The 16,840-nt window shown below is 38.3% G+C and carries 17 protein-coding genes and 1 rRNA gene; 15 read left to right on the top strand and 3 right to left on the bottom strand.

The window, feature by feature from the left end; translation table 11 throughout:
- Window position 1: 1 nt before the first annotated feature.
- The 9 genes from fabL to ACFPYN_RS03965 all read left to right on the top strand — a co-directional run bounded on the left by fabL (window position 2) and on the right by ACFPYN_RS03965 (window position 9,490).
- On the top strand, window positions 2-748 hold the full coding sequence (fabL, locus tag ACFPYN_RS04005) for an enoyl-[acyl-carrier-protein] reductase FabL (protein WP_377732660.1): 747 nt from the start codon (window positions 2-4) through the stop codon (window positions 746-748).
- A 62-nt stretch (window positions 749-810) separates the two neighbouring features.
- Window positions 811-1,143: a gamma-type small acid-soluble spore protein gene (locus tag ACFPYN_RS04000; protein ID WP_377732659.1), complete on the top strand. Its 333-nt coding sequence runs from the start codon at window positions 811-813 to the stop codon at window positions 1,141-1,143.
- 140 nt (window positions 1,144-1,283) lie between these two features.
- Entirely contained in the window at window positions 1,284-1,829 is a 546-nt protein-coding gene (ntdP, locus tag ACFPYN_RS03995) for a nucleoside tri-diphosphate phosphatase (protein ID WP_377732658.1), read from the top strand.
- 56 nt (window positions 1,830-1,885) lie between these two features.
- Window positions 1,886-3,637 carry an ABC transporter ATP-binding protein gene (locus tag ACFPYN_RS03990; RefSeq protein WP_377732657.1) on the top strand — a complete coding sequence of 584 codons (1,752 nt, stop codon included), beginning with the start codon at window positions 1,886-1,888 and terminating at the stop codon, window positions 3,635-3,637.
- Window positions 3,638-3,789: 152 nt separating this feature from the next.
- Complete coding sequence (locus ACFPYN_RS03985) at window positions 3,790-4,809, top strand: ABC transporter ATP-binding protein (RefSeq protein ID WP_377732656.1); 1,020 nt, start codon at window positions 3,790-3,792, stop codon at window positions 4,807-4,809.
- Entirely contained in the window at window positions 4,784-5,767 is a 984-nt protein-coding gene (locus ACFPYN_RS03980) for an ABC transporter ATP-binding protein (RefSeq protein ID WP_377732655.1), read from the top strand. The genes ACFPYN_RS03985 and ACFPYN_RS03980 overlap by 26 nt, the downstream gene beginning before the upstream one ends.
- A gap of 26 nt (window positions 5,768-5,793) precedes the next feature.
- Window positions 5,794-7,404, top strand: coding sequence for an ABC transporter substrate-binding protein (locus ACFPYN_RS03975; protein ID WP_377732654.1), 1,611 nt, complete (start codon window positions 5,794-5,796; stop codon window positions 7,402-7,404).
- A 170-nt stretch (window positions 7,405-7,574) separates the two neighbouring features.
- Window positions 7,575-8,579: an ABC transporter permease gene (locus tag ACFPYN_RS03970; RefSeq protein ID WP_377732653.1), complete on the top strand. Its 1,005-nt coding sequence runs from the start codon at window positions 7,575-7,577 to the stop codon at window positions 8,577-8,579.
- Window positions 8,580-8,596: 17 nt separating this feature from the next.
- Window positions 8,597-9,490, top strand: a complete 894-nt coding sequence (locus ACFPYN_RS03965; protein WP_377732652.1) for an ABC transporter permease — start codon at window positions 8,597-8,599, stop codon at window positions 9,488-9,490.
- 233 nt (window positions 9,491-9,723) lie between these two features.
- On the opposite strand, the gene ACFPYN_RS03960 is transcribed toward ACFPYN_RS03965, so the two are convergent.
- Window positions 9,724-10,803, bottom strand: coding sequence for an FUSC family protein (locus ACFPYN_RS03960; RefSeq protein ID WP_377732651.1), 1,080 nt, complete (start codon window positions 10,801-10,803; stop codon window positions 9,724-9,726).
- Window positions 10,804-10,878: 75 nt separating this feature from the next.
- Window positions 10,879-12,168: a glutamate-1-semialdehyde 2,1-aminomutase gene (locus ACFPYN_RS03955; protein WP_377732650.1), complete on the bottom strand. Its 1,290-nt coding sequence runs from the start codon at window positions 12,166-12,168 to the stop codon at window positions 10,879-10,881.
- A gap of 128 nt (window positions 12,169-12,296) precedes the next feature.
- Between ACFPYN_RS03955 and bcp the strand changes: the two genes are divergently transcribed.
- The 4 genes from bcp to perR all read left to right on the top strand — a co-directional run bounded on the left by bcp (window position 12,297) and on the right by perR (window position 14,820).
- On the top strand, window positions 12,297-12,776 hold the full coding sequence (gene bcp / locus ACFPYN_RS03950) for a thioredoxin-dependent thiol peroxidase (protein WP_377732649.1): 480 nt from the start codon (window positions 12,297-12,299) through the stop codon (window positions 12,774-12,776).
- The gene (locus ACFPYN_RS03945; protein ID WP_377732648.1) at window positions 12,773-13,720 is read left to right on the top strand and encodes a D-2-hydroxyacid dehydrogenase; all 948 of its coding nucleotides are present in this window, start codon (window positions 12,773-12,775) and stop codon (window positions 13,718-13,720) included. The genes bcp and ACFPYN_RS03945 overlap by 4 nt, the downstream gene beginning before the upstream one ends.
- A 1-nt stretch (window position 13,721) precedes the next feature.
- Entirely contained in the window at window positions 13,722-14,273 is a 552-nt protein-coding gene (locus ACFPYN_RS03940; protein ID WP_377732647.1) for a cob(I)yrinic acid a,c-diamide adenosyltransferase, read from the top strand.
- 103 nt (window positions 14,274-14,376) lie between these two features.
- Complete coding sequence (gene perR, locus ACFPYN_RS03935; protein WP_377732646.1) at window positions 14,377-14,820, top strand: peroxide-responsive transcriptional repressor PerR; 444 nt, start codon at window positions 14,377-14,379, stop codon at window positions 14,818-14,820.
- 82 nt (window positions 14,821-14,902) lie between these two features.
- On the opposite strand, the gene ACFPYN_RS03930 is transcribed toward perR, so the two are convergent.
- Complete coding sequence (locus ACFPYN_RS03930; protein ID WP_377732645.1) at window positions 14,903-15,250, bottom strand: YgzB family protein; 348 nt, start codon at window positions 15,248-15,250, stop codon at window positions 14,903-14,905.
- 128 nt (window positions 15,251-15,378) lie between these two features.
- Between ACFPYN_RS03930 and ACFPYN_RS03925 the strand changes: the two genes are divergently transcribed.
- Window positions 15,379-16,269 (top strand): nucleotidyltransferase-like protein, encoded by an 891-nt coding sequence (locus ACFPYN_RS03925; RefSeq protein WP_377732644.1) that lies wholly within the window; start codon window positions 15,379-15,381, stop codon window positions 16,267-16,269.
- A 362-nt stretch (window positions 16,270-16,631) separates the two neighbouring features.
- Window positions 16,632-16,840: ribosomal RNA gene (locus tag ACFPYN_RS03920) — 16S ribosomal RNA — on the top strand; the annotation flags it as partial.

The raw sequence follows: 16,840 nt of genomic DNA, 5'->3' as shown, positions 1-16,840 counted from the left end.
TATGACAGCAAACAAAGTGGCTCTTGTCACAGGTAGTAGCCGAGGACTAGGAAAAGCAATAGCGATTGAACTTGCGAAAAATGGATATGATGTTGTTGTTAACTATGCACGTAGCAAAACAGCGGCACTTGAAACCGTAAAAGAAATAGAAGCACTTGGTCAAAAAGCACTTCTTATTCGTGCGAATGTAGGAGACATGGAAAAATTAAAAGCAATGTTTGAAACTATTCGCGAAGAATTTGGCCGTTTAGACGTTTTTGTAAGCAATGCTGCATCGGGCGTTCTTCGTCCAGTGATGGAACTTGAAGAATCTCACTGGGATTGGACGATGAACATTAATGCCAAAGCGATGTTATTTGGAGCGCAAGAAGCAGCTAAATTAATGGATCGCGGCGGTAAAATTGTGGGCGTTAGTTCATTAGGGTCAATCCGTTATTTGGAAAACTACACAACAGTTGGGGTTTCAAAAGCTGCAATTGAATCAATAACACGTTATTTAGCTGTTGAACTCGCTGCTAAAGGCATTGCGGTCAATACTGTCTCAGGTGGAGCACTTGATACAGATGCGTTAAAACATTTTCCAAATCGTGAAGAGTTATTAGATGACGCGAGAAAAAACACGCCAGCTGGTCGCATGGTTGAAATAGACGATATGGTGAAAACGGCGATGTTCTTGATTTCTGACGGCTCAGATATGATTCGTGGTCAAACAATTATTGTTGATGGTGGACGTTCAATCGTCATGTAAAAAAATTTAAGAATAAAATTTCACTTTCTGCACACATTAATGAGCATGGAGGTGAAATACACATGGCAAATAAAAATGACAGCAACCAACCAACAAACGCAAATTACGTTAAGCAAAAAAATGCGCAATCTGCTCAAAAAGCTACAACTCCTCAAGGAACTAACAATTATAATACTGAGTTTGGGGCAGAATTTGCTCCTAAAACAAATCCAACTGAAGTAAGAAATCAAAATCAACAATCAGCACAAAAAGCTACACAACCACAAGGCGGTATGAACAATCGTAGTGAGTTTGGAGCAGAATTTGCTTCTCAAACAAATCCAACTGAAGTAAAAAAACAAAATCAACAATCTGCACAAAAAGCTTCAAACCGCAACAACAATTCAACAAAATAATGAGTTTTTCACTTCCAATCAGCGAGGGCTTTATGCCTTCGCTGATTTTTTTGCTACAGTTTTTACATAGAGGTTGTTATAATGGGTACACAATACAATATATAAATATTTTGTGCTTTGACGAAAAGGTGGGCTTATCCATGTCAATACCAGCAGAAGGAGAAACGATTCAGATCCACAGCTACAAACATAACGGCAAAATCCACCGCGTCTGGCAAGAAACAATGGTTCTCAAAGGAACAAGGAATATTGTTATCGGCGCGAATGAACGAACAGTCGTTACCGAGTCTGACGGTCGCACTTGGTTAACACGCGAACCATCGATTTGTTATTTCCATGCGGAACATTGGTTCAATATCATTTGTATGTTGCGTGAAGATGGTGTGTACTATTACTGCAATATAAGTTCACCATTTATTTACGATAACCAATCTTTAAAATACATTGATTATGATTTGGATGTAAAAGTCTTTCCAGATATGACTTATACGATTCTAGACGAAGATGAATTTGAAGATCATAAAAAACAAATGGATTATCCTGAAGCAATTGATTTAATTTTGCATCGCAATGTGGAAAAACTTATTAGTTGGATTAAACAGCGTAAAGGACCATTTGCACCAGACTTTATTGAGGTGTGGACAAATCGTTATCTATTTCACAAGCAACTTAAAATAAGCGAGTAAATGATACCTGTTGAAATCCAACAGGTTTTTCATTTTTTGAAAAGGAAGGTTAATGTATGAGCAGTACGAAAAGATATATGAAGTTTGTTAAACCCTATACATGGCAAATTGTTTTTACAGTTGTCATCGGAATCGTGAAATTTGCCATTCCTTTATTTATTCCGTTACTCATTAAAATCGTCATAGACGATATCATAAGCGTTGATACATTGACGGATGCTGAAAAAACAACGCAGTTATTTTACTGGTTAGGTGGAACAGCGCTCATTTTCTTCATTGTGAGACCGCCGATTGAATATTACAGACAATACTATGCTCAATTAGTCAGTAACAAAATATTATACGATATCCGTCAAGAACTATACGGTCATCTGCAACGCTTGAGTTTACGTTTTTACTCGAATACACGAGTGGGCGAAGTCATCTCACGAGTGATCAATGACGTGGAACAAACGAAGAACTTCGTGATGATCGGCTTAATGAATTTATGGCTAGATTTAGCAACAATTATTATTGCTGTAGCAATCATGCTAACGATGGATATACCTCTTACATTAGTAACACTACTGGCATTCCCGTTCTATGCAGTTAGTGTGAAATTCTTCTTTGGACGATTAAGAGATTTAACGCGAGAGAGATCACAAGCCCTTGCTGGTGTTCAAAGTTATTTACATGAACGTGTTCAAGGGATGAGTATCATTAAAAGTTTCACTTTAGAAAAACATGAACAACAAATTTTTGATAAAGCTAATGGTGAGTTTTTAGAAAAGGCAGTGGATCATACAAAATGGAATGCTAAAGCCTTTGCAGTTGTAAACACAATTACAGATGTCGCACCGCTATTAGTAATTGCTTATGCAGGTTACCAAGTCATAAATGGAAACTTAACTGTCGGAACAATGGTTGCATTTATTGCATACATCGAACGACTTTATAATCCATTAAGAAGATTAGTGAATTCTTCTACTACATTAACGCAAGCATATGCGTCTATGGATCGAGTGTTTGAATTAATGGATGAGAAGTATGATGTCGAAGATGGACCAAATGCGAAAGCCTTATCATCTGTTAAAGGTAAACTTCAGTTCGACGGGGTTTCTTTCAGATACGAAGAAGAAAACAATTTAGTCTTGAATAATATGAATTTTACCGTCGAGCCAGGCCAGACTGCTGCATTTGTAGGGATGAGTGGTGGAGGGAAATCTACTATTATAAGTTTGATTCCTCGTTTTTATGATGCAACAAGTGGCTCAGTTAAAATTGATGATTTAGACATTAGAGATGTGAAAATCAATTCTTTACGTGAGAACATCGGAATAGTATTGCAAGATAATATACTCTTTAGTGATTCTGTAAAAGAAAACATCTTAATGGGAAGACCAGATGCTACGGATGACGAAGTAATTGAAGCGGCAAAAGCTGCCAATGCGCATGACTTTATTATTTCGCTTCCTGAAGGTTATGACACCAAAGTAGGAGAGCGGGGAGTCAAGCTTTCAGGTGGACAAAAACAACGAGTAGCCATTGCCCGAGTGTTCTTGAAAAACCCTCCTATTTTAGTTCTAGACGAAGCAACGTCTGCTCTAGATTTAGAAAGCGAATCCTTGATACAAGACTCTTTAGAACGATTAGCACACAACCGAACAACGATTATTGTGGCACATCGTCTATCGACAATTACACATGCGGATCAAATTTTCGTTATCGATCATGGTGAATTAAAAGAACAAGGAACGCATAGCGAACTGATGGAATCGAAGGGTATATATTACAATTTATTTCAGGTTCAACAATTAGATATGGATTAATATGGGTTCTCCTTAAATGGAGGCCCTTTTTTTATCGGATAAAATAAGTACTACTTATAAAAAAACTATTGCAATTATAATTAATCTTTGTATAATAAGGAACATATCGAATGTTCTGAAATAATGTTTAGTTTCGTAAAAGGAGGGACATCATGAGTGAACGTAAAGCCATTCTTCAAGTAAAAGGTCTTCAAACGTCCTTCTTTACAGATGACGGTGTAATTCCAGCAGTAGACAATATTGATTTTTCTGTTCACGAAGGAGAAGTGCTTGGTATCGTAGGTGAATCCGGTTGTGGGAAAAGTGTTACATCCTTATCCATAATGGGTCTAGTACCAAGTCCTCCAGGGAAAATTACAGGTGGAGAAATTCTTTTTGGAGATAGAGATTTAACGAAGTTAAGTGATAAAGAGATGCGTAAAGTAAGAGGGAACGATGTGGCGATGATTTTCCAAGAGCCAATGACGTCCTTAAATCCTTTATTCACAATCGGCAACCAGTTAATGGAAGCGATTCTTATTCATAAAAAAGATTGGTCGAAAAAACAAGCTAAAAATCGTGCGATTGAAATGTTGGATTTAGTAGGTCTGCCACGTACTGAAGAATTGATGAAAGATTATCCTCATCAATTATCGGGTGGTATGAGACAACGTGTCATGATTGCGATGGCTTTGGTGTGTGATCCGAAAGTATTAATTGCGGACGAGCCAACCACAGCACTAGATGTAACGATTCAAGCTCAAATTTTAGCATTAATGAAGGATTTAAATGAACGTTTAAATACGGCTGTGCTGCTGATTACACATGATCTCGGTGTAGTTGCTGAAACATGTGAACGAGTCGTTGTTATGTATGCTGGTCAAATTGTTGAAGAAGGACCAGTTCCTATCATATTTAAGGATCCTCAACATCCGTATACAAAAGGATTGTTGCAATCTGTACCAGATATGCGATTTAAAAAACAAAGATTGTATTCGATTCCTGGTAACGTTCCAAAACCAGGTTCCATTAGCACAGGATGTCGATTTGCAGCACGTTGCGAATTTGCATTTGATAAGTGTTTAACTGAGAATCCAGACTTGTATCAAACTTCGTCTGTGCATAAGACAAGATGCTTCTTGTACCAAGATCAGGAGGTATTGACTCATGACAGAACCCTTATTGAGAGTTGAAGGACTAAAAAAATATTTCCCTATTCGCAAAGGCTTACTTAGTCGAGTTTCTGGACATGTAAAGGCTGTTGATGATGTTTCCTTCTATGTTAATAAAGGTGAAACTTTAGGAATTGTAGGAGAATCCGGATGTGGGAAATCTACTACTGGTCGCATGCTTATGAGATTGCTAGAACCAACTGAAGGTAAAGTGTTTTTTGATGGTAAAGAATTGACGAGTATTTCAAATGACGATATGCGAAAAGCACGTCGTGAAATTCAAATGGTTTTTCAAGATCCATACGCATCACTCAATCCAAGACATACAATTGAGAAGATTTTAGAAGAACCTTTAATCGTTCACGGAATTGGTGATTCAAAAGAGCGCAAAAAGAAAGTCCGCGATTTCCTTGAAATTGTTGGGTTAAGTAGTTACCATGCAAAACGCTATCCTCACCAATTTAGTGGAGGGCAACGCCAACGTATTGGGATTGCCAGAGCTTTAATGACGAATCCTAAACTCATCATTGCAGACGAACCGGTGTCTGCACTTGACGTATCGATCCAAGCGCAAGTTTTGAACTTAATGCAAGATTTGCAAAAAGAATTAAACCTAACTTACATATTTATTGCGCATGACTTAGGTGTTGTGCGGCATATAAGTGACCGAGTAGGGGTTATGTACCTTGGCAAAATGGTTGAGGTCGCAGTAAGTGAGAAGCTTTATGATAAGCCTCTACACCCCTATACACAGGCTTTATTGTCTGCTGTACCGGTTCCGGATCCGAATTTTGTGCGGGAGCAAATCCTTATTAAAGGAGATATTCCTAGTCCATCAAATCCGCCGTCCGGATGTACATTCCACACGCGCTGTCCGTTTAAAATGGATGTGTGTACAAAAATCGTACCAAAGCTAGAAGAACTTGAAACAGGTCATTCTGTTGCCTGTCACCTATATGGTGAACACGCGCAACAATGATAAATAGAAAATTTGGAGGGGTCAATTTGAATAAAAAGAAACTGTGGTCACTTGCTTTGTTAGTAATGCTAATCCTCTCGACGGTTTTAGCAGCATGTACGTCTGATTCATCAGATGGTGATAAAGGGGATGACGGAGAAAGTTCAGAGCCTAAGATCTTAGTATTTGGTCGTGGTGGAGATTCTGTATCTCTAGACCCTGCAAGAGCAACTGATGGAGAATCATTTAAAGTAACACAAAACATTTTTGAAACACTATTAAACTTTGGTGAACAAGATACAACAATTAACGAAGGTCTTGCAACTAAATGGGAGCCTTCTGAAGACGGACTTACTTATACATTTACACTTCGTGAAGGTGTGAAATTCCACGATGGTACAGATTTTAATGCAGAAGCAGTAGTGAAAAACTTTGAGCGTTGGGCAAATGGAACTGAAGATCAATTCCCTTACTACGCTTCAATGTTTGGTGGTTTTAAAGGTGACGAAGGTCATGTAATCGAATCTGTAACTGCAGAAGGGGATACTACAGTCGTTTTCACATTGAAACGTCCACAATCTCCTTTCTTGAAAAATATTGCAATGAGCCCGTTCGCAATTGCAAGCCCAACAGCATTTGAAGCATCTGGCGACAAATTTGGAGATAATCCAGTTGGTACAGGTCCATTTACATTTGCTGAATGGAAGAAAAATGATTCAATAACTATTGATAAAAACGCTGATTATTGGGATAAAGACTTACCAAAATTAGATAAAGTTATTTTCCGTGCAATTCCTGATAACTCAGCTCGTTTGAATGCTTTATCTACAAACGAAATTGACTTAGCTGACGGGATTAACCCAACAGATACTAAAACAGTAACAGATAATGCTAAATTACAATTATTTGAACGTCCATCAATGAATGTAGGGTACTTAGGTTTAACTAATACTCGACCTCCATTTGATGATGTAAAAGTACGTCAAGCAATGAATCATGCAATCGATAAACAATCTATCATTGATGCATTCTTTAATGGTGGAGCAGAAGTTGCAAAAAACCCAATGCCACCATCAATCAGTGGTTATAACGATGATATTGCAGGATATGAATATGATCCTGAAAAAGCAAAAGCACTTCTTAAAGAAGCGGGTCTAGAAGATGGCTTTGAAATGGAACTATGGGCAATGCCTGTTCCAAGACCATATATGCCTGATGGCACTAAAGTGGCAGAAGTTATTCAAAAAAACCTAGCTGACATTGGCATTAAAGCAAAAATCGTTTCTTATGAATGGGCAACATATTTAGAGAAAACTAAAAATGGTGAAGCAGATGCCTTCATGTTAGGTTGGACTGGCGATAATGGTGATGCCGATAACTTCCTATACACTTTGCTTGATAAAGACAATATCGGAAGCAATAACTATGCTTACTACAGCAATGACGAAGTTCACGATATCTTAATTAATGCACAATCAGAAGTTGATGAAGACAAGCGAAATGAACTTTACGCTCAAGCGCAAGAAATCATTTTCGAAGAAGCACCTTGGGTACCACTTGCACACTCAACACCACTTCTTGCGGGTAACGCAGATTTGGTAAACTTTACACCACATCCAACAGGATCTGATAGATTAAATAAAGTAGACTTCAAGTAAAAGACAGATTGATGGGGAGAAGTCTTCGTGATTTCTTCCCATTTTTTTATGACTACACAAAGATAAATCTATTTCAATTTTTTGTGACTAGCTATGTGGGTGTCACCATAAGGTGTCCCGCTCCGCTTTTCATTGCAATACATACTGCATTAGATGGAGAGGTGAAGACAATGCTTCACTATATCGGACGAAGACTCTTACAATTAATCCCCGTACTATTAGGCATGACATTCGTTGTTTTTATGATTATTCGAGCAATACCGGGTGATCCAGCCCAAGTAATATTGGGGCAACAAGCATCAGAATCAGCAATTCTTGCACTTCGCGCAAAACTGGGATTAGATAATCCTTGGTATATTCAGTACTTTGATTACTTAAAGGGCCTTTTAACAGGTGATCTTGGAGAATCTATGCGTACGATGAATCCTGTTACAGATGAAATTTGGACATACTTAGCAGCTACTTTTGAATTGTCTCTATTCGCTATCGTAGTAGCTGTTATTGTCGGAGTGAATGCAGGTATTATTTCTGCGTGGTTCCAAAATTCATGGTTTGATTATACGGCTATGATTTTAGCATTAGTAGGTGTATCAATGCCGATCTTCTGGTTAGGGTTAATGCTTCAATACATTTTCGGTATTGAACTAGGTATCCTGCCAACTACGGGTCGTGAAGAAGTTCGAAATCCTGTAGAATCAATGACCAACATATACGTGCTAGACACCATTATGCAAGGTAGGTTTGATCAATTAGGCACAGTTTTAAAACACTTAGTGTTGCCTGGTATCGCACTTGCGACTATTCCGATGGCGATTATCGCACGTATGACACGTTCTAGCATGCTTGAAGTAATGCGTTCTGATTACGTTCGAACTGCTCGTGCGAAAGGTCAAAAAATGTTCTGGGTTGTTTACAAACATGCATTAAAAAATGCGATTATTCCTGTGTTAACCATTATTGGTCTTCAAATGGGGATGCTTCTTGGAGGCGCGATATTAACGGAGACAATCTTTGGATGGCCTGGAGTCGGTCGTTATATTTATGAAGCAATTAACTTCCGTGACTATCCTGTCATTCAATCTGGCATTCTAGTAGTAGCATTTATTTTCGTTATGATTAACTTAGTCATTGATGTGCTATACAGCTTAATTGATCCACGAATTAAATATGATTAAGAAGGAGGAATCTCAACATGGCCAAAATGGAGCCTAAATCAACTAATGTAGCACCACAATCAGATAAAGTAGCTGGCCCTTGGTATGAAGCGTGGCGAAGCTTTAAGAAAAGTAAAGTTGCCGTCGTAGGCGCTGGGATTGTCCTATTCTTTATCATCGTGGCTTTGATTGGCCCTTTGATAGCACCTCAAGGCATTAATGAGCAAGCGTTAGGCAATCGACTGCTGAAACCCTCTGGTCAATTTTGGTTGGGCACAGATGACTTTGGTAGAGATATTTTATCTCGTATCATTCATGGAGCACGAATTTCATTATGGGTTGGATTCTTTTCTGTAATCGGTTCGGTAGTAGTTGGTAGTATTTTAGGAATTGTAGCAGGGTATTATGGCAAATGGATAGACACAATCATCTCTCGTGTTTTTGATATTATGCTCGCTTTCCCAAGTATTTTACTAGCTATCGCAGTTGTTTCAGTATTAGGACCATCTCTACAAAATGCTTTAATTGCCATTGCGATTATTAACGTGCCTAACTTTGGTCGTTTAATACGTTCCAAGGTTTTGAGTATAAAAGAAGAAGAATATATTACATCAGCAAAAGCAATCGGTATGCAAGATATCCGTATCTTGTTCTCACATATTTTGCCAAACTCAATGGCTCCAGTAATTGTGCAAGGAACACTAGCTATTGCTACTGCTATTATTGAAGCGGCTGCACTAGGGTTCCTAGGTCTTGGCGCACAAGCACCAACTCCAGAATGGGGCAAAATGTTAGCAGATGCTCGTGTGAATTTCATCAATGCACCATGGACGATGTTTTTCCCAGGCCTAGCTATTATGTTAACTGTATTAGGGTTTAACTTAATGGGTGACGGTATGCGTGATGCATTAGATCCACGAATGAAGAGTTAAATAGAAGAAGCTATCCATTTTCCTGGATAGCTTCTTTTTAGGTAAACAAGTATATGTATGTCACTCACAGGAAGCCTTCCGCCCATTCAACATAAATTTCCGCCGATTCGCTTGCAGATGGACACCATTCCTCCTGAGTAAGACAGTAGTTTCGAAAATGTCCTCTCCGCGCCAGAAAATATGTTAATCCACAAAAAAGCAGTCATCCCAATAAAGAGATGACTGCTTTTAGTTTAGAAGCCGTCTTCGAGTTCGACTTTGATTTCTTCACCATGATAACTTTGATGAGAAATGATAAGCGTATCCAAATGCTCTAACTGTTCTTCATAATCTAATACTGCGGACAATACATGTAGTAAATGATAGGAGGAAAATATTTCTTCTTCCTTAGATAGCGCGATTTCTCGTGCGAAAATCTCCATTACTTCATGACGTTTAAGTAAAGCTTCATTTCCCATCCATATAGAATGCTCAGGTTTTAGCTTCCCGGTATATTTCAAATGAAGTTGTTCATGATACGTTAATAAAAAGTCGAGTCGTTCCTGAATCATTAAACGGAAATGCTCAGGTAGATTGGCTAATTCATTTTCATATAAATGAAGTCGTTTTAAAACTTCCCAGCTCTTATTAGCTACAGAAATCATTTGGCGATAGACTACTAATTTACGGGCTTTCGCACGTTTTTCGTTACGGAAGTAGCTACGATCTTCTTTATAGAACAAGTAAAACTGATCGATTTTTATTAGACGTTCTCGCAATTTTTCAAGTGCTTGTTTGGTTGCCGTGTGTTCAGACGCTTGATGCTTCGCTAATCTCGTCCAGCGAATTAAATCATCAGTTGTCAGATGAATCGAATGAAATAACTTCGTTTCATATTTAGGTGGCATGAACACTAGATTAACAACAAATGCCGCGAGTACACCAACCACAATCGTAGTAAAACGAATGAGGGCGAATAGTATAAAATCATCACTCTGTACTTCCATAATGGCAATGATAGTTACAAGTGCCAAGGAAACGGATTTCTCTAACTTTAATTTCAACATAATTGCGATTGTAATAACGGCAGCTAAGCCAACTGCAACATAATGATGACCAAATATGAGGGCGAAAAGAACGGCAATTCCAGCACCTATTAAGTTTGATTGGATTTGTTCAATAACGGATAAATATGAGCGATAAATAGACGGTTGAAGGGCAAATATAGCCGCGATTCCTGCAAAGATAGGAGACGGTAAATGCAATAAATCAGCCAAGAACAGCGCAAAAACGATTGCGACACCCGTTTTAACGATTCGTGCACCAAGTTTCATAAATGTAGTATTTCCTTTCTTATTTCCAAGCTTTTACCTAACTTACAGTAGCAATGCTTGTGGGTCAACCGGAACTTACGCAAGTTGTGAAAATGCGTGGTCTACTGCGACTAACGATTGCATAACATCTTCTTCGGTATGGGCAGTTGTTAAGAACCAAGCCTCATACTTAGATGGAGCTAAATTGATGCCTTGTTCTAACATTAGTTTAAAGAATCGACCAAAAATCTCACCATCTGTTGCTTCAGCTTGATCGTAATTTTCAACTGTCACATCGGTGAAGTAAATGGTTAAGGCGCCAATTAAACGATTGATTGTAATCGTCACGTTATGTTTAGTAGCAGCTTCTAAGATCCCTTTTTCTAAAATTGCACCTAAGCGGTCCAACTCTTCATAGATACCCGGTTGCTTTAATATTTCTAAACAAGCAATTCCAGATAATATAGACGCAGGGTTGCCTGCCATAGTTCCCGCTTGATAGGCAGGTCCAAGTGGAGCTACTTGCTCCATTATCTCTTTACGTCCACCATATGCACCGATTGGTAAACCGCCACCAATGATTTTTCCTAGTGCTGTTAAATCAGGAGTTAACCCAAGCATATCTTGAGCACCACCATAATGGAAACGGAATGCTGTAATGACTTCGTCGTAGACAATAAGAGCACCTTTTTCCTTCGCAATATTATGAACGAGAGGCAAGAAGCCTTCTTTTGGCTCAACAATTCCAAAGTTTCCTACTATCGGTTCCACTAAAATACAGGCAATTTCTTCTCCCCATTGATCCATTGCTTCTTGGAATGCCTTTGGGTCGTTAAAAGGAATTGTAATTACTTCATTGGCTATCGATTTAGGAACACCTGCAGAGTCAGGAATACCAAGTGTAGCCGGCCCGGATCCAGCAGCAACGAGAACTAAATCAGAGTGTCCATGATAACATCCTGCGAATTTCATAATTTTACTACGACCTGTAAAAGCACGTGACACACGAATCGTCGTCATGACAGCTTCAGTTCCTGAATTTACAAAACGTACTTTATCCATTCCTGGCATTGCTTCTTTTAACATTTTGGCGAATTTTACTTCGTGGGGGGTTGGTGTACCATATAACAAGCCGTTTTCAGCAGCCTTCGTTATAGCCTTTGTGATATGTGGATGTGCGTGCCCTGTAATGATAGGACCATAAGCGGCGAGGAAGTCAATATACTTGTTACCATCTACATCCCAAAAATATGCGCCTTGTGCTCTTTCCATGACTGTTGGTGAACCACCGCCTACAGCTTTGTATGAACGTGATGGGCTATTTACCCCACCAACGATATGTTTTAATGCTTCTTCGTGTAATGCCTCGGAATTTGTTCTCTTCATAAAAAAATCCTCCGTTCCTTATCTACCATTCTTAATAATAGACAAAAAGGAATGAGAACGCCAAGAAAATTGAAACTCTGTCCATTATTCGGTACGATTAAACAAATAGTAAAGTGGAGGGATTATACATGACAACACTCGAAGGTTTGCAAGCACCTGATTTTACACTAAAAAATGAAAAAGGTGAGGATGTCTCACTTCGTAATTACGCAGGAAAACAATATGTATTGCTTTATTTTTATCCGAAAGATGCAACACCGGGTTGTACAACGGAAGCTTGTGACTTTAGAGATGCACATGAATCCTTCAGTGATTTGAATGCGGTCATTTTAGGCATCAGTCCAGACGGAGAAAAAGCGCATACGAAGTTCATTGAAAAACATGGACTGCCATTTTCATTATTAATAGATGAAGACCATGCTGTTTCAGAAGCATATGGCGTTTGGTTACTCAAAAAAATGTATGGGAAAGAATATATGGGAATCGAACGTTCCACATTTTTAATTGATCCGACTGGAACCGTGGTAAAAGAGTGGCGAAAAGTAAAAGTTAAAGGACATGTAGAAGAGGCTCTAGGATTATTACGTGAACTAGGGACTGTCCAATGACAAATGTTTTATTTACTTTCACTGTTAAAGAAGAATTAATGGAAAGATTGCGGAGTGAATTTCCTCAAGTGAATTTCACTTTTTCAACAAGTAAAGATAAAACTGAACTACAAAAAGCGGAGATTATCATGACATATGGCGAAGACATAACTAAAGAAACACTAGACCAAGCCCTAGCCTTGAAATGGTTAATGGTGGCTTCAGCAGGGTTAGAAAAAATGCCATTACGTGAAATTGGTGAGCGGAACATTTTAATTACAAATGTAAAAGGCATTCACAAAACACCCATGTCAGAATCTGTTATGGCACATTTATTATCAATCAAGCGGTCACTTCCGTGGATTTATTCTCAACAACGTAAGAGTGAATGGAGCAAACGCTCTGGTTCGAGTGAACTCTTTGGAAGTACAGCTCTAATCTTAGGGCCAGGTGCAATTGGCAGTGAAATTGGACGTTTATTGCAAGCGTTTGGCGTCAAAACAATTGGTTGCAATCGTTCGGGGGATCAAGCGCCACACATGGATGGTATGATTAATTTTGAACAATTAGATGAAACACTACCTACAGCAGATATTGTCATTTCAGTTTTGCCAAGTACGCTAGAAACACGTGGATTGCTTACATATAATCATTTTGTCCTGATGAAGAAAGATGCCATTTTCATGAATTTTGGGCGTGGGGATTTAATAATAGAAGAACAATTAATAAAAGCGATGTCAGAACGTCAAATTTCGTTCTCCGTATTGGATGTTTTTGAAAATGAACCATTAGGAGAAGATCATCCTTTTTGGGACATGGATGGGGTAATCATTTCCCCCCATGTTTCAAGTCACTCTTCTGAGTATGTTCCACGAGCTATAGAAATTTTTATGGAAAACCTTCAGGAATGGCTTAATGAAGGAACAGATTTTCAAAATGTAATAGATGTAGAAAAGGGGTATTAACATGAAGATATACACAAAGACGGGCGACAAAGGAACAACTTCACTAATTTATGGCTCTCGAGTAGCTAAAAATGATGCACTTGTAGAAGCTTATGGTACGTGTGACGAAGCAAACTCGATGATTGGACTCGCCATGAGTTATGTACAAAATGAATTTTTTGAAGAAAAAGAAGAAGTTCAACAAGCTTTCCATCAAATACAAACGACACTTTTCCATGTCGGGGCAGAATTAGCAACACCAGCAGGCAAAGAAGTGAAGTGGAAGTTAGAAGAGAGTGAAGTCACGAAGTTGGAAACATGGATTGACCAATGGGATGCACAGTTACCTCAATTAACTAACTTTATATTACCGAGTGGTCACCCAGCAGGGGCAGCTCTTCATGTTGCTCGGACTATTGTGCGTCGTGGCGAACGTTCAGCTGTAAGTATTGGTGAAGATGTTTCTCCACTAGTGTTAGCCTATTTAAATCGTCTATCAGATTTCTTGTTTGTTGCTGCACGCTTTATTAATTTCCGTCTAGGACAAAAAGAAATAGGATTACACGCTGAGTAATCCCTTGATATAAAGGGTTATTGTTGACTTTCACCTCACATCTTCCTTATACTAATTATAACGATTACAAAATAAGAATCTTTATGAAGTGAGGTGCATGGCGATGACTGAAATGCATTTACGCGACGCATTGGAGACTTTGAAATCTACTGGAGTTCGAATTACACCACAGCGTCATGCGATTTTAGAATTTCTCATTCAATCTATGATCCATCCAACTGCAGACGATATATATAAAGCACTTGAAGCTAAATTTCCAAATATGAGTGTCGCAACAGTCTATAATAATCTTAGAGTATTTAGAGAATCGGGATTAGTTAAAGAATTAACATATGGTGATTCTTCTAGCCGTTTTGATTTTGTGACCAATGACCATTACCATATTATGTGCGATTCATGCGGCAAAATAGTTGATTTTCATTATCCAGGACTAGATGAAGTTGAACATTTAGCTTCTCACGTAACTGGTTTCCAAGTGAGTTCTCATCGGATGGAAATTTACGGTACTTGCCCGACATGTGTTTTACAAGCTACAAAAGTTCAATAATAAAAAAGAGCAGTAACTTGCTCTTTTTTATTTTGCACAAAAAAATAGCCAACATCCAAAATATGAATGTTGGCCTTATCAATTATGATTTTTTTCGATTTAACGTTTCGTCAAATTCTTGACCTTCTAAAGAAGGATCAAGCGTAAGCGGTTCTCGGCAATACATACACATATCAACGCGGCCTAATACTTTCGTATACTTACCACAGTTTGGACAAACAACTTGAACGGCTTTAGTTGATAACATCCCAATCCATGCATAAACTCCTGTACTACCTAAAATTGCAAGTAGCCCTAAGAACATAAACAATGTCATAATGATTTCATGTTCTCGGAAAAAGATTCCGATATACATAATGACAAATCCGATAAATATTAGTGATAATGCAAACGAACGAATTCGATTTATTTTATTTTTATAAGGTTTCATATTGTGTTCCTCCTTAATCATGTTTACTATACCATAATTGGTAGTGTAAATCGTTTGAAGGAATCTAACAATCTTTGTCGAAAAAAGTACATATACCATTTTGATTATTTTTTGAGGGGGAACTATCGTTGGAACAAATTCTGCGTCCTATTTATCAGGAAAGAGCGAGCCAACCAAACACGCTCGGTGTAATCTTAATCGAGAAGAGAGAAAAAGTTAGTCAAATCACAGATACATTCGATACCATCTTATTAATTTTAGCAAAAGACGCTGAGCAACCTGTTTTTACAAAGCATTATACGTTTAATGATAAAAAAGCTGCGATGCACATTGTCACGGAGAAACAATTACGAAAATGGTTGCTTCTCGGAACAAATCGAAAAATCGTAGATTGGATTTTTTACGGACGGGTCATGTTCGATCGAAACGAGTTTGTTCATGAATTAAAAACAGAACTCAAAGATTTTCCGTTTTACGGTCGTAAAATAAAAATGGGGATAGAGTTTGCAAAACTTATTCGTCGTTATTTAGAAGGAAAAGTTTTCTTTGAACAAAAAAACTATATGGATGCTTACAATCACATAGTGGATTCATTACATCATCTTGCACGCTTAGCTGTTTTTGAAAATGGGCTACATCCAGAAGTAACCGTTTGGTCGCAAGTCAAAATTATGGAGCCTGCTATCTATAAACTGTATGAAGAACTTCTATCGAGTGATGAAGCCATTGATAAAAGATTAGAACTCCTGTTTTTAGCTAGTGAATTTATGATTCATTCTAGAACGAAGGATGGTTCGCGTCATATATTAGAAGTGATGAGTAAAAAAGAGCACTGGACGATTCAGGAATTACATGAACAAGAAGAGCTTCGTAACTACTCTGTTGACTTAGAAGTCTTTATCGAATTCCTTGTTGATAAAGGATATATTCATATTGAACGAGTGGAAACGAAAAGTAATAATATCTTCCATCGATATTATAAAGTTGAACCAATTGATCAAGAGGTACGTAGCGAATAAGACACTTTATAAAGTGTCTTATTTTTTTCTTGACGAAAGGATGGAACACTGGTTATAATAGTAAACGTCGCTAAGCAAGTGAGTTTTTAAAAATAGATTAAAAAATAGATTTAAAAAGTGCTTGACTCTCACACTTCACGATGCTAAATTAGATAAGTCGCCAAAACACGCGACACAAAATGAACCTTGAAAACTGAACAGCAAAACGTCAACTAACAAGCGGAACGCACTTCGGTGCCGGAAGCACAAACGTTTTCTTACGCCGACACCTGTTGGTATTGAAAACAAACTTGAACTTAACCGTTCATTATAAACGTCAAATTTTTGACGCCAGCAACAAAGTCGAGCTAATCGACTCACCTATTATGGAGAGTTTGATCCTGGCTCAGGACGAACGCTGGCGGCGTGCCTAATACATGCAAGTCGAGCGGAATGATGAAGAAGTTTGCTTCTTCTGATTTTAGCGGCGGACGGGTGAGTAACACGTGGGCAACCTACCTTGTAGATTGGGATAACTCCGGGAAACCGGGGCTAATACCGAATAAACCATTTTGCTTCATGGCAAGATGTT

The organism is Paenisporosarcina macmurdoensis, assembly GCF_042658845.1.
Lineage (GTDB): Bacteria > Bacillota > Bacilli > Bacillales_A > Planococcaceae > Paenisporosarcina > Paenisporosarcina macmurdoensis.
Note: the sequence above shows the minus strand (reverse complement) of the source record. Positions and strands in the feature narration are given on the sequence as shown.